Origin of the sequence: Pelomonas sp. Root1217 (genome assembly GCF_001425705.1) — a bacterium.
In the GTDB taxonomy this organism is placed as follows: domain Bacteria; phylum Pseudomonadota; class Gammaproteobacteria; order Burkholderiales; family Burkholderiaceae_C; genus Pelomonas.
Genome location: NZ_LMDC01000023.1, coordinates 534,015 through 550,707 on the forward strand (window position 1 = coordinate 534,015; position 16,693 = coordinate 550,707).

General features: G+C 67.9%; 17 protein-coding genes. 7 read left to right on the forward strand and 10 right to left on the reverse strand.

Annotated features, from left to right (window positions below):
* The first annotated feature begins 96 nt into the window (after window positions 1-96).
* The 4 genes from ASC95_RS16690 to ASC95_RS16705 all read left to right on the forward strand — a co-directional run bounded on the left by ASC95_RS16690 (window position 97) and on the right by ASC95_RS16705 (window position 5,031).
* Complete coding sequence (locus ASC95_RS16690; protein ID WP_057298830.1) at window positions 97-1,149, forward strand: sensor histidine kinase; 1,053 nt, start codon at window positions 97-99, stop codon at window positions 1,147-1,149.
* Entirely contained in the window at window positions 1,146-1,904 is a 759-nt protein-coding gene (locus tag ASC95_RS16695; protein ID WP_057298831.1) for a LytTR family DNA-binding domain-containing protein, read from the forward strand. The genes ASC95_RS16690 and ASC95_RS16695 overlap by 4 nt, the downstream gene beginning before the upstream one ends.
* Before the next feature lie 108 nt (window positions 1,905-2,012).
* Window positions 2,013-3,731, forward strand: a complete 1,719-nt coding sequence (locus ASC95_RS16700) for a M14 family metallopeptidase (protein ID WP_057298832.1) — start codon at window positions 2,013-2,015, stop codon at window positions 3,729-3,731.
* Window positions 3,732-3,933: 202 nt separating this feature from the next.
* Window positions 3,934-5,031 carry a Fic family protein gene (locus ASC95_RS16705; RefSeq protein WP_235537950.1) on the forward strand — a complete coding sequence of 366 codons (1,098 nt, stop codon included), beginning with the start codon at window positions 3,934-3,936 and terminating at the stop codon, window positions 5,029-5,031.
* Here the strand turns inward: ASC95_RS16705 and ASC95_RS16710 are convergent.
* Window positions 5,028-6,023 (reverse strand): substrate-binding domain-containing protein, encoded by a 996-nt coding sequence (locus ASC95_RS16710; protein WP_057298834.1) that lies wholly within the window; start codon window positions 6,021-6,023, stop codon window positions 5,028-5,030. The two genes, ASC95_RS16705 and ASC95_RS16710, sit on opposite strands and share 4 nt — an antisense overlap.
* Window positions 6,020-6,886, reverse strand: coding sequence for a 23S rRNA (adenine(2030)-N(6))-methyltransferase RlmJ (locus ASC95_RS16715; protein WP_057298835.1), 867 nt, complete (start codon window positions 6,884-6,886; stop codon window positions 6,020-6,022). Before ASC95_RS16715 ends, ASC95_RS16710 begins: the two co-directional genes overlap by 4 nt.
* Window positions 6,887-6,988: 102 nt before the next feature.
* Between ASC95_RS16715 and ASC95_RS16720 the strand changes: the two genes are divergently transcribed.
* Window positions 6,989-8,071 (forward strand): alkene reductase, encoded by a 1,083-nt coding sequence (locus ASC95_RS16720; RefSeq protein ID WP_057298836.1) that lies wholly within the window; start codon window positions 6,989-6,991, stop codon window positions 8,069-8,071.
* A 78-nt stretch (window positions 8,072-8,149) separates the two neighbouring features.
* Here the strand turns inward: ASC95_RS16720 and ASC95_RS16725 are convergent, their stop codons facing one another.
* Together ASC95_RS16725 and ASC95_RS16730 are read right to left on the reverse strand one after the other, a co-directional pair.
* Window positions 8,150-9,280: a hypothetical protein gene (locus tag ASC95_RS16725; RefSeq protein WP_057298837.1), complete on the reverse strand. Its 1,131-nt coding sequence runs from the start codon at window positions 9,278-9,280 to the stop codon at window positions 8,150-8,152.
* The gene (locus ASC95_RS16730; protein ID WP_057298838.1) at window positions 9,280-9,846 is read right to left on the reverse strand and encodes an MOSC domain-containing protein; all 567 of its coding nucleotides are present in this window, start codon (window positions 9,844-9,846) and stop codon (window positions 9,280-9,282) included. The genes ASC95_RS16725 and ASC95_RS16730 overlap by 1 nt, the downstream gene beginning before the upstream one ends.
* A gap of 94 nt (window positions 9,847-9,940) precedes the next feature.
* On the opposite strand from ASC95_RS16730, the gene ASC95_RS16735 reads away from it, so the two are divergent.
* Together ASC95_RS16735 and ASC95_RS16740 are read left to right on the forward strand one after the other, a co-directional pair.
* Window positions 9,941-11,191, forward strand: coding sequence for a cation:proton antiporter (locus ASC95_RS16735; protein ID WP_082567851.1), 1,251 nt, complete (start codon window positions 9,941-9,943; stop codon window positions 11,189-11,191).
* Window positions 11,188-12,306: a YbdK family carboxylate-amine ligase gene (locus tag ASC95_RS16740; protein ID WP_057298840.1), complete on the forward strand. Its 1,119-nt coding sequence runs from the start codon at window positions 11,188-11,190 to the stop codon at window positions 12,304-12,306. The genes ASC95_RS16735 and ASC95_RS16740 overlap by 4 nt, the downstream gene beginning before the upstream one ends.
* 57 nt (window positions 12,307-12,363) lie before the next feature.
* On the opposite strand, the gene ASC95_RS16745 is transcribed toward ASC95_RS16740, so the two are convergent.
* From ASC95_RS16745 to ASC95_RS16770, 6 genes are all read right to left on the reverse strand, one after another.
* Window positions 12,364-12,984 (reverse strand): PEP-CTERM sorting domain-containing protein, encoded by a 621-nt coding sequence (locus tag ASC95_RS16745; RefSeq protein ID WP_157256357.1) that lies wholly within the window; start codon window positions 12,982-12,984, stop codon window positions 12,364-12,366.
* A gap of 288 nt (window positions 12,985-13,272) precedes the next feature.
* Window positions 13,273-14,118: a PEP-CTERM sorting domain-containing protein gene (locus tag ASC95_RS16750; RefSeq protein WP_157256358.1), complete on the reverse strand. Its 846-nt coding sequence runs from the start codon at window positions 14,116-14,118 to the stop codon at window positions 13,273-13,275.
* 54 nt (window positions 14,119-14,172) lie between these two features.
* Complete coding sequence (locus ASC95_RS16755; protein ID WP_057298843.1) at window positions 14,173-14,991, reverse strand: ADYC domain-containing protein; 819 nt, start codon at window positions 14,989-14,991, stop codon at window positions 14,173-14,175.
* 21 nt (window positions 14,992-15,012) lie between these two features.
* Window positions 15,013-15,285, reverse strand: a complete 273-nt coding sequence (locus ASC95_RS16760; RefSeq protein WP_200960159.1) for a hypothetical protein — start codon at window positions 15,283-15,285, stop codon at window positions 15,013-15,015.
* A gap of 570 nt (window positions 15,286-15,855) precedes the next feature.
* Window positions 15,856-16,077 carry a hypothetical protein gene (locus ASC95_RS16765; RefSeq protein ID WP_057298845.1) on the reverse strand — a complete coding sequence of 74 codons (222 nt, stop codon included), beginning with the start codon at window positions 16,075-16,077 and terminating at the stop codon, window positions 15,856-15,858.
* Complete coding sequence (locus tag ASC95_RS16770; RefSeq protein ID WP_057298846.1) at window positions 16,074-16,631, reverse strand: sigma-70 family RNA polymerase sigma factor; 558 nt, start codon at window positions 16,629-16,631, stop codon at window positions 16,074-16,076. The genes ASC95_RS16765 and ASC95_RS16770 overlap by 4 nt, the downstream gene beginning before the upstream one ends.
* Window positions 16,632-16,693: the final 62 nt, after the last annotated feature.

A 16,693-nucleotide genomic window follows, 5' to 3' on the forward strand; every position in this document is an offset into this window, starting at 1 on the left:
CCCGACCGATCGGTCGGGAAACCATTCATGCGGGCGGGCCTGCCGTTCGCCGCATGCCGGGACGGCCTGCGCGGCACGCCACCTAGACTCGCCCGCATGCCTTCCCTGCTCGACAACCTGCATTGCCGCCAGTGGTTCTACCCCGGGCCACTGCGGGTGTTCACGCGGGACGAAATGGCCCAGGCCGGCATGCAGCCCTGGCCGGTGGCGGTGGACAGCTATGTGGCGCTGAACCTCGCCACCATGCTGCCGGCCCTGTTGTTCACACGGGAGGGCACCGGCTGGGGCACCGCGTTGATGTGGTGGTTCTTCTGGTGCGTGCTGGCGGCGCTGACGCTGCGGGTGTCGCGTTCCCTGTGGCGCCATCCGACGCGCCGGCGGCTGAACCTGTACTGCTACGGCACTGCCCTGCTGGTGCTTGTCGTCGCGGTGGGCCTGATTCGCCACGGCGAACGTGACTGGGTCATGCGCGAGAACATCACCCTCATCGCCGCCATGACCGGCGTGCTCAGCGCCTGGTGGATGCTGACGGTGTTCCGCGTGCAGCAGATCGAGGCGCGGCTGCGCGAGCTGGCCGACCAGGACGCGGCACTGCGCCTGCAGACCCGCCTGGCCGCCGCCCAGATCCAGCCCCATTTCCTGTTCAACACGCTCGCCTCGCTGCAGCATTGGGTGGACACCGGCGACGCCCGCGCCGCGCCGCTGCTGCGGGACTTCACCGCCTATCTGCGCGCCACGCTGCCGATGTTCGAGCGTGAACTGCAGCCGCTGGCCGACGAGATCGAGATGGTGCGCCGCTACCTGACCATCATGCAGGCGCGGCTGGGCGCGCGACTGGCCTTCAGCATCGACGTGCCGGCCGAGCTCGATGCCGAGTTGCCGCCCGGCATCGTGTTGACGCTGGTGGAGAACGCCATCGCCCACGGCATCGAACCCCAGCTGCGCGGCGGCCACCTGGACATCACCGCGCGCCAACAGGCCGGCCGCCTCGTGCTGACGATCAGTGATGACGGCCCCGGCCTCGCGCCGGGTTGGACCGAGGGCGTAGGCCTGTCCAACACGCGCCGTCGCCTGGTAAGCGCCTTCCCTCATGCCATGTTGACCCTGGCCGATGCCCAACCCGGCTGCATCGCCACCCTGACCCTATGAACCCCACCAACGCCCTGATCGCCGACGATGAGGAAGCCCCGCGCGAGCAGCTGCGCGCGGCGCTGACCCGCCTCTGGCCTGAGCTGGACATCGTTGCCGCCAGCACCAATGGCGCCGAGGCCTGGGACGACTGCCTGGCGCACGAGCCGGCCATCGCCTTTCTCGATATCCGCATGCCCGGCCTGACCGGCCTGGAGGTGGCGCGCCGCCTGTCGGCGCTGGCCGCACCGCCGCTGATCGTCTTCGTGACGGCCTTCGACGACCAGGCCCTGGCGGCCTTCGATGCCGGCGCGGTGGACTATGTGCTCAAGCCCGTGGACGACATGCGCCTGGCCCAGACCCTCGCCCGTCTGCGTGCCCGCATCGCCCAGCCGGCGCCCGACACGGCGGCCCTGCAGCGCCTGCTGGCTGGTCTCGTGCCGCACAAGCCGGCACCGCGGCCCATCCAGGCCAGCGTCGGCCGCGAGGTGCAGCTGATACCGCCCGACGAGATCGTCTACTTCGAAGCCGATGCCCGCTACACCCGCGTCGTCCACCAGGGCGGCGACGCGCTGATCCGCACGCCGCTGCGCGAGCTGCTGACCCAGCTCGACCCCGACCAGTTCTGGCAGATCCACCGCTCGGTGCTGGTCAACAGCCGCTGCATCGCGCGGGCCATCCGCGTGGACGAGGGCACCATGGTCGTGACCCTGCGCGGGCGCGACGAGAAGCTGCCCGTGTCTCGGCAGTTCCAGGCCCTGTTCAAGGGCCAGTAAGCGCTGTCGCCCGGGCAAACCCTGGGGGAACTGGTCATGTCGAGTCAGACAATCCGCGCCACTCCAGATGCCCCTAGTTCTTGGGATCACCCCTCCCAGACCTCTGCCATGCCCCTGCCACTGCCCAACCCGCGCTTCGACCACTTCTACCGCTACGACGAGCTGACGGCCCTGCTGTTCGCCTACGCCGAAGCCCGCCCCAACCTGGTGTCGGTGCGCTCCATCGGCAAGAGCTACGAGGGCCGCGACATCTGGGTCATCGTGGTCACCAACCTGGCCAGCGGCATGGACATCGACAAGCCGGCGATGTGGATCGACGGCAATATCCACGCCGCCGAACTGACCGCGTCGACGACCTGCCTGTACTACGTGCACCACCTGCTGAAGGAGCACGGCGGCACGTCGGCCGAGGCCCAGCAGATCAACCGCCTGCTGGACACGCGCACCCTCTACATCGTGCCGCGCCTGAACCCCGATGGTGCCGAGCTGGCCCTGGCCGACCGGCCGCGCCACATCCGCAGCTCGACGCGGCCCTATCCCTACACCGAGGAGGCCGTCGACGGCCTGACCATCGAGGACGTCGATGGCGACGGCCGCATTCTGACCATGCGCGTGCCCGATCCGCATGGCGGCTACAAGAAGCACGCTGGCGACCCGCGGCTGATGGTGGCGCGCGAGCCCGGCGAGCAGGGCGGCGAGTACTACCGCCTCATCCCCGAGGGCTTCATCAAGAACCACGACGGGCTGACGGTCAAGGTCAACGCCGATCGCGAAGGCCTGGACCTGAACCGCAACTTCCCCGGCGAGTGGCGCCAGGAGTTCCAACAGCTCGGTGCCGGCCCCTACCCGACCAGCGAGCCCGAAGTGCGGGCCATGGTGGACTTCATCACCCAGCATCCCAACATCGGCGCGGCCATCAGCTATCACACCCACAGCGGCGTCATCCTGCGCCCCTGCGGCACCCGCAGCGACAACGACATGACGCCCGAGGACCTGTGGCTGTTCCAGAACTTCTCGGCCCTGGGCGAGAAGCACACCGGCTACCCCGCCGTCAGCATCTACGAGGATTTCCGCTACCACCCCAAGGACGTCATCACCGGCACCCAGGACTGGGTCTACGAGCACCTGGGCGCGCTGTTCTGGGTCGTCGAGCTGTGGTCCCCGAGCAAGGAGGCCGGCCTCGAGGTCAAGAAGTTCATCGATTGGTACCGGCAGCATCCGGTCGAGGACGACGTCAAGCTGCTGAAGTGGAGCGACGAGCAGTGCGGCGGCAAGGCCCATGTCGAATGGACGCCCTTCCAGCATCCGCAGCTGGGTTCGGTGGAGATCGGCGGCTGGGACAAGATGAACTACTGGCGCAACCCGCCGCCGGCCCTGCGCGAACGCGAGGCGGCGCGCTTCCCGGCCTGGATGACGCAGATAGCCATGAGCCTTCCCAAGCTGGAGCTGATCCGCACCGAGGTGCGGGCGCTGGGCCCCGACATGTGGCGGGTGCGCATGGCCGTGGCCAACGCCGGCTATCTGCCAGCCTATGTGACGCAGCGCGCCCTGGAGCGCAAGACGGTGCGCGGCGTCATGTTCGAGATCCACCTGCCCAGCGGCGACCCGGCCATCAGCCTCGTCAACGGCAAGGAGCGCATGGAAGGCCCGCAGCTCGAAGGGCACGCGCCCAAGCAGAGCCAGCTCGCCTTCCTGTTCAACAAGCAACCGACCGGCGACCGTGCCGTGGCCGAATGGGTGGTGCGCGCACCGGTGGGCACGCGCCTGGCGCTGTCGGCCAGCGCCGAGCGCGCTGGCATCATCCGCACGGAAGTCGTTCTGGACTGACTCGCAATGAAGTTCGCAGAAAACTCCGCACAAGAAGTACAATAGTGTTGTAATTCAATAGATTACGACACTATCGAAGTGCGCAGTTTTGGTCACAGAACTTTACGACTCTCCGCATCAGTTCGAACCCTTGCTGCCCCGCCAGGCGAAGCTGGAGCCCCTGCTTACCCAAGCGCACGACCTGAGTAGCGCCGCACTGGCGATGTCTGCGCAGCCCGCACCCAAGGAATTGCGTGCGTTGCTGCGGGCGATGAATTCTTACTACTCCAACCGCATCGAGGGCCAGCACACGCGGCCGTTGGAGCTGGAGCAGGCGCTCAAGCACGACTTCTCGGCCGACACCAAGCTGGCTGCCCGCCAGCGGCTGGCGTTGGCACACATCGAGGCCGAAGCGGCGCTGGAGCCGCATTTCATGGGCGACGTGGGCCTGTGCGCCCTCTACAAGCCGGCCTCGCTGGCCCAGCTGCACCGCGAGCTGTTTGCCCGGCTGCCGGCCAGCGATCTGCATACCGACGAAGGTGAGAACCTCCGTCCCGGCCAACTGCGCAGCCGCGAGGTTCAGGTGGGCCGGCACATCGCACCGGCCGCTGCCAGCCTACCGGCGCTGATCGAACGCTGGGGCTCCGTGTATGGCGGCGTACGCCGAGGCGAGGCCAGCTTGGTGGCATTGGCGGCGGCGCACCAGCGGCTGGGTTCGATCCACCCCTTCATCGACGGCAATGGCCGCGTCATGCGCCTGCATACCCACCTGGCGCTGGGTGCCCTGGGCTACACGCAAGGCCTGTGGTCCCCGCTGCGCGGCTTCGCACGCAGCGTGGATCGTTACTACGGCCTGATCGCCGCTGCCGACGAACCTCGGCGCGGCGATCTGGATGGCCGCGGCAATCTCAGCGAAGCCGCGCTCGTGGACTGGATTGCCTACGTGCTGGAGACCTGCATCGACCAAGTGCGCTTCATGTCTGGCCTCTTGCAACTGCCGGCCATGGAAGGTCGCATCGCAGCCTGCCTGAATTTTGAGCAGACCTCGCTGAAAAGTGGCGCCCGCATTGAGGCGCTACGCCCGCTGCACTACCTCTTCCTGAGCGGCACTGCGCTGGAGCGTGGCGAATTCAAGCGCATGACCGGCTTGGGCGACCGCACCGCCGTGAGCCTGCTCACAGCGCTGCTCAAGCGCGGCCTGCTGGCCAGCGACAGCCCGCAAGGCCGCGTGCGCTTCGGCCTGCCGCTGCATGCGCTGCGCTTTTACTTCCCGGCGCTGTGGCCCGAGGCCGAGGCGGACGTGGCCCAGGCAGGCGGTTAGGTCGCTCTAACGACCAGTTCGGTCGGCATGATCTCGCTGGCCGCGTCCTGGCCGCCGATCAGGTCCAGCACCTTGCGCGCCAGCAGCACGCCGCCGTGATGCCAGTCCTGGCGCACGCTGGTCAGCGGCGGCGCAAAGCTCTGGGCGGCGGGCGAGTCGTCATAGCCGATCACCGAGACCGCGTCAGGCACCGCCAGCCCGGCGTCGGTGAAGGCGCGCACCGCACCCATGGCGAGCAGGTCGCTGGCGGCAAACAGGCCGTCGGGCGCCTTGCCGCCTCGACCGAGGTTGGCGAGATGCGCCTGAACGGCCGTGAAGCCGGCGCCAAAGGTGAAGGCGGCCGGTGTCAATGTCTGGGTCTTGAGCCCGGCCTTCTTCAGCGTCTTGGCAAAACCCTGTTGGCGGTCGCGGATCTCGGCATGGCGCACATCGCCGAGGAAGAGCAGCTCGCGCCGCTGCAGCGTGATGAGTCGCTCGGCCGCACATGCGCCGCCATGGGCGTTGTCGCCACCGACGACGACCGAGTCACCACGGCCATGCTCGGCCCCCCAGACCACCATCGGCAGGCCCATCGCCGCGGCCGACTTCACCGCCGAGCCGTTGGCGCCCTGGCCGAGCAGGATGAGGCCATCGGCCGATGCCGCCATGCCCTGGCCGGGGCTTTGCAGCGCCGACAGCAGCACGCTGTAGCCGCGCGAGGTCAGCTCCTGCGTGATGCCGCCAAGCAGCTGCAGCGGGTAGGCATCGGTCATGGGCCGGTCGGTGTCGGGCTGCATCTCCAGCATGACGGCCACCATGTGGCTGCGGCGCAGCCGCAGGTTGCGGGCATGGTGGTTGAAGCGGTAGCCGGCGGCCTCGGCCAGCGTCTTGATGCGCTCGCGCGTGGCCGGCGTGACCGAGGGGCTGTCGCGCAGCGCGCGCGAGACGGTGATGGTCGACACGCCGGCCAGGGCGGCGATCTGCTCCATCGTGACCGGCTTGGACTCCGTCATGCCACTTTTTGTTCCAACACGTAGTTCGCGCCGTCGTACTGGCCCAGGCGCTCGACCAGCACGGGCAGGCATTCAGCCAGCTCGTCATGCAATGTGAACGGCGGGTTGGCGATGAACATGCCGCTGCCCAGCATGCCCAGGCCCTTGCCGTCCGGGCGGTCGGCGGGTGCGGCCACGGTCAGGCGGACATGCAGCCAGCCCTTCTTGGCGGCGGCGTCGGCGCTGGCCTTCAGGCGCTGCGCGAGCTGGGTGGATTCGAGCAGCTGCAGCTGCGGGTACCAGATCATGACGACGGTGTCGGCCGCCCGCTCCAGCGCCTCGCGCAGCGCCGCCAGCACCTTGCCGTAGTCGGTCTTGATCTCGTAGGACGGGTCCATCAGCAGGGCAGCGCGGCGCGTCGGCGAGGGCAGCTCGGCCTTGATGGCGGCAAAGCCGTCGGTGTCGCGCACCTGGGTCTGCGGGCGCGACTCGAGGTAGCTGGCCAGGATGCGGTGGTCGGTCGAGTGCAGCTCGTAGACGCGCAGCCGGTCTGTCTCGCGCAGCAGCATGTTGGCAATGGCCGGCGAGCCGGGGTATTGGCGCAGCTGGCCGTCTGGGTTGAAGGCGCGCACCAGGTCCAGGTAGTCGGCCAGCGGCGCGGGCAGGTCCTTGCGGTCGTACAGCCGCGCCACGCCTTCGGCGTACTCGCCCTTCTTCTGCGCATAGCGGCCCTCGACCGAGTAGCCGCCTGCGCCGGCATGGGTGTCGATCAGGGTGTAGGGCTTGTCCTTTTCACCCATGTAGCGCAGCACGCGGGTCAGCACCAGGTGCTTGAGGACGTCGGCATGGTTGCCGGCATGGAAGGCGTGGCGGTAGGCGAGCATGGCTCGATTGTCGCTAACACAGGCCGGATCAACCCCGCTGAACCGGGGAAAGCGTGTCGCGACTAGCCTTGCAGCCATCCTCCTTCGCCCCATATCGGCCCCATGAGCACTCTTTTCGACCCCATCCGCTTCGGCGACATCCAGCTGGCCAACCGCGTCGTCATGGCACCGCTGACGCGCAACCGTGCCACGCGCCAGACCCCGCACGACCTGCATGTCCAGTACTACCGCCAGCGCGCCGGCGCCGGCCTGCTGATCACCGAGGCGACCCAGATCCGCCCCGATGGCCAGGGCTATTTCGACACGCCGGGCATCCACACGCCCGAGCAGATCGCCGCCTGGAAGCAGGTGACGGACGCTGTGCATGCCGAAGGCGGCAAGATCGTCGTGCAGCTCTGGCATGTGGGCCGCATCTCGCTGAAGAGCCTGCAGCCGGGCGGCCAGCAGCCGGTGTCGTCCACCAATCGCGCCGCCAAGACCAAGACCTATGCGGCCTATGGCGAACTGGTGCCCACCGACGAGCCGCGGGCGCTGGCCACGCATGAGATCCCGCAGCTGATCGCCGACTATGTGCAGGCCGCCAAGAACGCCATCGCCGCCGGCTTTGACGGCGTCGAGGTCCACGGCGCCAACGGCTATCTGCTCGACCAGTTCCTGCGTGACAGCGCCAACGACCGCAATGACGAGTACGGCGGCTCCATCGAGAACCGCGCCCGCCTGCTGATCGAGGTCATGACGGCGGTGGCCGGCACCATCGGCGCCGGCCGCACGGCGCTGCGCCTGAGCCCGGTCACGCCGAGCAACGACATCGGCCAGGACAGCAACCCGCAGGCCCTTTTCAACCATGTCGCGGAGCAGTTGGCGCCGCTGAAGCTGGCCTTCCTGGAGGTCGTCGAAGGCGCCACCGGCGGCGCGCGGGACATCGCGCCGTTCGACTACGCCGAGTTGCGCCGCCGCTTCAACGGCCCCTACGTCGCCAACAACGGCTATGACCGCCGCATGGCGCTGGACGCCGTCGCCAGCGGCAAGGCGGACGCAGTGGCGATCGGCCGGCCCTTCATCGCCAACCCCGACCTCGTCGAGCGCATCCGCGACGACCTGCCCTGGGCCGCACCGCAGAAGGAGACGTTCTATGGCGGCGGTGCCGAGGGCTACACGGACTATCCGGCGCTCAAGCGCGCCTGACCGATACGCCGCCGGCGTGGCGGCGTTCGGGTGCTGAACCACAACGGCGCCAATGACCTGACGGTCGCGTCAATGCTTTCAGGCCTGCAAAGCGCCGGGGTGGCGCGCCGGCCCGCTCAGGGCCTGGCTGGTGTGAGGATGGCGGTACTCGCGTGAGGGCATGAGCTTCACGCCGTCGCCCTCGCCCGCATCGACCGCCTTGCCACGCAGTGACGAATCGGGCTTGAGCCGGTAGTCGTCGCGCGCCGCGCGCACAAACTCGTCCCAGTCGGCGTGGAAGTTGGCGCGCCGCGTCCAATGCCCCTCGGCCGCGAGCTGGGGGCCGCCGACAAGCAGGTTGTTGGCTAGCACGACCTCGGCCTGCGGCGGCGTCACGCGCAACCAGATGCCACCGCTGGGCAGTTGGTCCACCAGCGTGTTGTTGACGAGGTAGAGGGCCTGCTTCTGCCATTTCGCGCCCTCGACGCCGAAGGAGATGACGTGAGGGTTCTCGGTTGTCGAGCTCTGCATGATGAGGTTGCCCATGACGACGGCAATGCCGCCGTTGGGGAACTCCAGCTCGTAGCTCGCGCGGCCGCCGATCTCGTCGGACAGGCGGTTGTAGAGGATGTGGTTGAGGCCCGCGCGGCTCTTCAGCAGATGGCCGTGCAGGCCGTGGTGGAAGTAGCTGCCGCTGACGGCCAGGCGCTTGATGGCGCCGACGTAGAGGTTGTGCGTCTTGCCCTCGCGCGGCAGGATGGGGCCGAAGTCGCAGTCGACGATGTCGAGCTCGATGGCTTCATCATTGGCGGTCAGCACGCCGTTCTCGTTGTCGCTGAAGGTGCAGTCCACCAGCGTCAGCGAGCCGGCCTCGACGCGGATGCCGGCGCCGTTGCGATCGGGCACCGCGGCGCCGGTGAAATCGAAGCCTTCGATGCGCTGGCGCCGGCCGGTCGTCACGAACAGGCCCTTGGCCTGCGCGTGCGCGCCGGCCGCGACCAGCTTCACGCGGCCGCCGACGGCACGCAGCGTCAGCCCGTGCTGGGGCCAAGTGGCGACATCGGCCACGTACTCGCCCGCATCGACCTCGACGAGCATGCCGTCACGCGCTTGGCGGGCCGCGGCGGCCAGCGACTTGATGGCGCGCCTGGGCCCCACCTGCAGCACCGGGCCGGCATGGGCGGCAACGGACGCCAACCCTGCCACGGCCAACAGCAGCCTGCGCCGCATTAGCCCTTCTTCTTCATTTTTGCCTTGAAGAGTTCGACGATGCCGACCTCGCGTGGCCCTGCGATCAGCTCGAAGCTCTCGCCGGCCGCGATCGATCCCTCGCGCTTCACGGCAAGGTAGAAGCCGCAGTAGCCGCTTTGCGCCATCAGCTTGGCGGCCTGGTTGAAGCCCATGTGGGCGTTGAACTTGAAGCAGGGGTAGCGCGGCTCGGAGACGACGAGCTCGCAGTCGGGGAAGCGCAGCACATCGCCGATCCAGACCTTGCTTTCCAGCAGGCCCGTCAACGTCAGGTTCTCGCCGCAATCCCCCGGCTGCAGTGCGCCGTCCACCTTGGCTTGGCCGCGCACCGTCTGCCAGAACGCGTAGTGCTCCTGGGGGTAGGCATAGACGGCCTTGCTCAGGCCACCATGCACGCTGAGGTCGGCCTGCTCGTCACCATCCAGGGCCAGAGGCCGGACATCGACGCGCCCTTCGCGGCGGCGTTTGCGAATGCCCGAATCCAATGCCTGGCCCGAGGTCGCAACAAAGTGTTCGACGCGGGCGGTGTTCACGCTGACGACTTGCATGGCGGCCATTGTCCAGGAGGCTTTCGGCATGTCGGCCTACAAGGGCGCGCCGACCGTGCGTCTAGGCTTCGGCCAAAACTTTTAGGGAGAGCCTATGAATGCACTAGACACCGGCGCACGGGTCTGGGCCGGCTTGGCCGTTCCTCCGTCCAGTGCGCTGATGTTCGTCGTTGGCGTGCTGCTGGCCGGCGCTCTGGCCGGCGAATTCATCGCTGCGACGACCCGGCTGCCGCGCGTGGTCGGCTACACATTGGCGGGCTGCGTCGCCGCTGCCTTCGGCCACGGCGTTGCGATGCCGCTGGCCGGCGCGGCCCAGACAGTCACCGACCTGGCCCTGGGCCTGCTGCTGTTCGAGATCGGCAGCCGCGTGCACCTGCGCTGGCTGGTGCGCAATCCTGGGCTGGCGCTGACGAGCCTGGCCGAAGCCCTGCTCAGTGCGCTGGCCGTGGCCTTCGTGCTGCGCCTGTTTGATGTCAGTTGGCAGACGGCCATCGCCTGCGCCATTCTGGCCATGCCGGCGCCCGCCGCCGTGTCCGGCCGCGTCGCGATGGAACTGGGCGCTGCGGGTCAAGTCACGCAGCGGGCGTCGTTGCTGACGGCCTTGAACACGCTGTACGCCGTTGTCGCGCTGATCCTGATGCGCACCTGGTGGGCGGCCGACGACGGCGGCAGCCTGTCGCAGGCGCTGGCTGGCCTGGCGATCTCGCTGCTGACGACACTGGGGCTGGCCGCGCTGCTGGCGGGCGCCGTCTACCTCGTCGCGCGGCGACTGGACCTGCGCAACGAGAGCGCCGTGCTGCTGCTGTTCGGCCTGGTCGCCTTCGCCATCGTCGCCGCGCGCGCCATCGGCGTGTCCACGCTGCTGATGCCGCTGTTGGCCGGCCTGCTGCTGCGCAACACCAGCGAGCGGCCCTGGGTCTGGCCGCGTCACTTCGGCACCTCGGGCGGGGCGCTGGTGCTGATGCTTTTCGTCATCGTCGGCTCGGCCTGGTCGCCCAAGATCCTCGTCGCCGGCGGTTTCGCCGCGCTGGCGCTGCTGGCAGCCCGCTTCATCGCCAAGACCGTGGCCATCGTGGCGCTGGCGCCCATGGCCAAGGCCAGTTGGCGCCAGGGCCTGGCGCTGTCGATCACGATGACGCCGCTGTCCGCGACCGCGCTGGTCATGCTCAGCGAACTGATGCGCGCCGAGCCCGAACTCGCTGCGGGCGCCGTGCCCATCATCCTGGCCAGCATCGCGGTGCTGGAGCTGATCGGGCCCATCGCCGTGCAGTTCGCGCTGCGCCTGGCCGGCGAGCTGCCGCCTGCGCCCAAGCGCGTCCCACGCAACAAGGAGGCCGTTGAATGAGCCTGGGTGATTTCTCCAAATCGCAGCCGCTCACCCTCGGTGTCGAGCTCGAACTGCAGATCGTCAACAGCGACGACTACGACCTCGCGCCTGTCTCGGGTGACCTGATGCGGCTGATGGAAAAACGCAGCATCCCGGGCGACGTGAAGCCCGAGATCACCAGCAGCATGATCGAGCTGGCCACTGGCGTGTGCACGGGCTTCGGCCAGGTGCTGTCGGAGCTGGGCCAGATCCGCGACGCGCTGGTGGACTGTGCCGAAAAGCTCGACGTGAGCCTGTGCGGCGGCGGCACCCACCCCTTCCAGCACTGGAAGCGCCAGCGCATCTTCGAGACGCCGCGCTTTCATGAGCTGTCATCGCTGTACGGCTACCTGTCCAAGCAGTTCACCATCTTCGGCCAGCATGTCCACATCGGCTGCCCGAGCGCCGATGAAGCCCTGGTGCTGCTGCACGGCATGAGCCGCTTCATCCCCCACCTGATCGCGCTGGCCGCGTCGTCGCCGTTTGTGCAGGGCGAAGACACCGGCTTCGACTCCGCACGCCTGAACTCGGTCTTCGCCTTCCCGCTGTCAGGCCGCGCGCCGTTCGTGCAGACCTGGACCGACTTCGAGGCCTTCTTCGCCAAGATGACCCGCACCGGCGTTGTCTCGGGCATGAAGGACTTCTACTGGGACATCCGCCCCAAGCCCGAGTTCGGCACCATCGAAGTCCGCGTGCTTGACACGCCGCTGACCATCGAGAAGGCGGCGGCCCTGGCCGGCTTCATCCAGTGCCTGGCGCGCTGGATCACGGTGGAGAAACCGTTCAAGCTCAGCGAAGACGATTACCTGCCCTACACCTTCAACCGCTTCCAGGCCTGCCGCTTCGGCCTGGACGGCACCTTCGTCGACCCCGAGACCGGCGAACACCGCGTGCTGCGGGACGACCTCATCACCGTGCTGACCAAGCTGGACACGCACGCCGGCGACCTGCGCGCCGAGGCTGCGCTGCAGTACATGCGCCGCGAGATCAATGGCGCCGGCAACGACGCCACGTGGCTGCGCCGCGTTGAGGGGGAGAACCACCTGCTGCCCGAGATGGTGCGTCGCGCGGCCAAGCGCTGGCATGGCCGCTGAGCGCGGCGGGCGTGCGGCATGGCGAGGCGGCCGGCCGCCTCGCACGCGAGACCGTCCTCAGCCGATGTGGCGCCGGCGCGCCAGCAAGCCCACGACGCCCAATCCGGCCAGCAGCAGCGAGTACGGCCACGGCTCGGGGACGGCACTGATAGACAGGTCGAGCACCGCATCGCGCACCGCGGTGCCGGTGGCCACCAGGCGGTAAGTCCCCGGGCCGATGACGCCGTTCAGGCTGGAAATGGCGAAGCCGCCCAGCGCGCCGAGGAAGGTGTCGCTGATCACCAGGTTGTTGCCGGCGTCGAGGATGTCGATATTGACGCCAACGAGACGCGGACCGAGGCCGGCAGCGGGGGAAACCTCCCATGCCGCACGACCGGTGAGGCCGGTGACACCGCCCGCCAGCGTGAAGGTGATGGCCTGCGACAGCGGGCCGGTTTCCTGCGTCACCGTCGTGTCGAGGATCAGTGTGTCGCCTGACGCAAACGGCGTCGGGAGCATCGCCGTGGCATTGAGCACGTTGAACTCGACAACCTTGGTCACGGCATGCGCCGGAGCCGCCATCGCGGCGGCGACCACGGTGGCGGCCGACGCCAGCACGACCCGCTTGAACCTCGTCATCCCAGCCATCGCAATCTCCTGTGGGAGTGGCATGAAGTCCGACGCCGTGCCGGGCTTCAAGTGGACAAACTTAGGGCGGCGCCGCCGCGCGAGCAACTTGCCAATTAGGGGTCATGCCCTCAATCCAGGGGGTCCGCATGCACCATCCGTGGTGCCGAGGACGCCCGGATCAACGCTGCGCGCCGTAACCAATTCGAGACGGACAGGCTGGGGTGCGCGGGTTACTCAGCGTGCCACTGCGGACACGCCAGCTTCTCTCAGGGCATGTGCCCAGACGGTGATGTGGCCGTGTGCTCTTCCCAGCCCATTTCAGGGTCGGCAAGACTTTCGGCTTGCCGGTTCGGAAACTCAGGCCCGACTCCGGCGTCTGCGATTGACCAGCAACAACCCAGCCAGAGACGTCAGGGCCATCAGCAGGCTGCCCGGCTCAGGCACTGTGGCAACCGCTGCAGCCAGGTCGAACTCGGCGCCGGTGCCGTTCTTGCCGACCAGGCCTGCATAGGACGTGGTTTGCAGCAGCATGCCGCTGCGGCTGTACTGGTCGAAATACTGCGTCGGCCCTCGAACCACCCACAACGTGTTGTCGGCGTAGTCCATCGCCAATGCACCACCTACCAAATCGCTGAGGGAAGTTATCAGCCGGCCATCCATCTGATAGTTCCGCAGCTCGCCGGCGGCGCCGTTCGGCGTGTCCACGGTGGCCTGCAGCCAAAGCGTGCTGTTCGTCGGGTCGTAGGTGATGCCCGAGGCCCGGGCACCGTCGTCCAGCAGGAACAGCAAGGTCGGGTCGCCCCATTCACGGTCGAAGGCGTAGACGCCCGAGGAGTTGCCGCCAAAGCCGGCTGCGACGGCATAGTTGCGCCGGCCGTCGGTGGCACCATCGACGAGGCCCACGCTGGTCGACTGCACATACGTCGTGCCTGTTTGCGTCAGATCGAGGTTGTATTGGCCGCCAAAGCCATTGCCATTGCCCATGGTGCGCACGTCGCCATACACGGCGATGGGCTGTTCACAATGGTTGCAGTAGGTGGGCGCCGAACCGGTGATGGCGTCACCCTGAACCGTGTACAGGCTCTTGGATGACACGTTGGTGAGGTACAGGGTCGACACCGGGCCAGCGTAGGCCGGGGCCGCCATGGCGGCTGTTGTTGCGGTCGCCAGCAAGGCAAGGGCGTATTTCCGGAATCGAATCATGGCTTCTTTCTGGGTTGGAGATGGAGTTCAGGGCAGGCAAAGCGGGAACTTGATTCAACGCGCCACCGTGCCGGGCAGGTCCGAGCGGTTGAACAGCAGGGCGCCATGCGCGCGCGCAAAGTCCTCGGTGCAGACCTCACCGACGCGGCCGCGCAACGGCGGGTAGAGCGATTCCAGTTGTGCCAGCGTGAGCTTGTGTTCCACGCGCACGTGGTGCACGCAGACCGCGCCGTGCTCGCTCCAGCCCGCCTCGAAATGCTGACCGGGCAGCAGGTCTGGCCGCTGCACGCCGAGCGGGTCGTAGACATCGATTTGGTGTCCGTTTTCGGTGTAGGGCACGCCGTGACCGCCGTAGTCGGCCCGCACCATGCGCACACATGCGTTGAAGGTGCTGCGCAGCGGCACGCCGGCGGAAGTGGTCTGCCACGGCTCATAGCCCATGCGAAGGCATTTGGCCAGGGCGCCGCTGGTGCAGCTCAGTGCAAAGGCCGTGGCGTCTTCGCTCAGCGAACCGTCGGCCTGCTCGCGCCCGGGCAGCACCACGGCGTAGTGCGTGCCGTCGCTGTGCGGCGCGCACAGCGGCTGCCAGCCCTGCAGCTCGGTCCGGACCGACAGCTCGTGGGCCCACCAGCCGCGTCCCGGGCTGGCGCCGATGTGTTGCACGCTGTCGATGCGCAACACCGCGCCGCCGGCCAAGCGCAGCTCGGCGCCCACCAGGTCGGCTGAACGCAGTGCGCCACTCTCGGTCTGCAACACCCACTCGGTGCCCTCGGCTCGCAGCGGGGCGGCGGGCGCGGTTGGCGGCGCGGCGGCCACCAGCCCGTGCAGGGCGCAGCCCAGCGCGATGAGGAACCAGGTGTTGATGTCAGACATGGCCGGTCCCGCTGGGGCAGGTCAGCGCACTGCCAGCTTGCGGCCGTCGCGCAGCACGATGGATTCGACTTGCGGCAACGCGGCGCTTGGGGTGCGCAGGCCGGTGCCGTTGGACTTCATGCCGTTGACGACGAAGCCGTTGGTGTACAGGCCGTTGACGACGAAGCCGTTGGTGTACAGACCGTTGGTATACAGGCCGTTGGGCTGTGTGCCGTTCACGCTGTTCGCGGCCTGGGCCGGCACATGGGACAGCGCGGCGGCGGCCAGGGCGGCGGAGAGGACAGTGCGGAGCATGGAGGTCTTCATGGAGGTTTCCTTCGGTTGGGTGTGTTGCGACGGCAAACGCAGCTGTCGCTACTTGGGATACGCGATCACTTCGGATGGAGCGTGAAGGCGCTTGGTTTGGTCCGCCGACGGGCCTAGTCCTTACCAGGCGAGATGCCCCTTGAACCGGTGACGCACGTGTATGTAAGGCGCCCGCGTCCCTCGCGACTACGCGGGGCAGGCCGCCGCTCTGTCGTCAGTCTTCGACGAGAGGTGCACGTGCACCTTCTACGTCGTTAGCTTTGGCGTTGAGCGGCCGAGGGCCGCCGAGGCGGCTCGCTCCGCCGAGCAGCAACCAAAGCTTCTCCATCTGCGTCCACAGCTTCCGCGCCGAGTTGGAAGACCCCGGTAGTGGTCTGGCTGTGACGGCCCGGCGTCGGGTAAGGTCGCGCTCACGCGCGAGGTCGGCATCAGCTCCCGCACCCGATTCTTGGCGTGTATCCAATGCCTGCTGGAACCAGCGCGTGAAGCACGCGGCCTCTACGGGGCCAGCGCAAGTTGAGCTGACAGCAACTACGGCTAATGCGCCGCAGCGTGCTCCTATTCGATGATCGCCTCGTCATCGCCAGTCTCGCTGTGCTTGCGCCAGGCACGAGTCGCGCGTCGCATCAAGTTGAGCTGGGCGACGAAGCGCGCGCAGGCGAAGCAGACCCGCACATGCAGTTGCAGTGCCAGGCGGTCGGCGGCCGGGATTTCGTGGTCTTCGTCTTCCAGCAGCAGGCGCGCGGCTTCGCGGCAGGTGAGCGTGTTCTTGAGGCTCATGTGGCCACCTCGTCGAACCAGCGCATCTGCAGGCAATCTCGCAGCCTCATGCGCGCGCGGTGCAGCAACACCCACAGATTGGCCGACGTGATGGCCAGTTCGCGACAGATCTCGTCGGACTCCAGCTCCAGCCACTCGCGCATCATGAACACGCGGGCCTGCGTGGGCGGCAAGTGCTCGCAGCAGACCTGCAGCACTTCGAAGAACTGCTTTTGGCAGCAAGCGGCGTCAGGGTCGCCCCAGTCGCGCGGCGCTTCGCGCCAGTGGCCGTCGGCCTGAAATAGGTCGTCGAACAGGTCCTCGCCGTCCTCGCCCACGAGCACCGTCGCCTCACGGGTGTTGCGGCGCAACTGGTCAACGAGCTTGTGCTTGAGGATGCCGATGAGCCAGGTCTTGAGCTGCGACTGGCCACCAAAGGACTGCGGGCGCTCCAGCGCGGCGAGCAGGCACTCGGACACCGCATCCTCGGCCCATGCATCGTTCCTCAACTGGGCCCGCGCGAACCTCAGCAGATGAGGGCGCAGGCCTTCAACCTGTAGCGCAAAGTCGGTCATGGGGCCCCATGGCAATCACGGTGGCCCAGTTTACAAAGCGGCACCTTGCCGGCAGCTTGCCG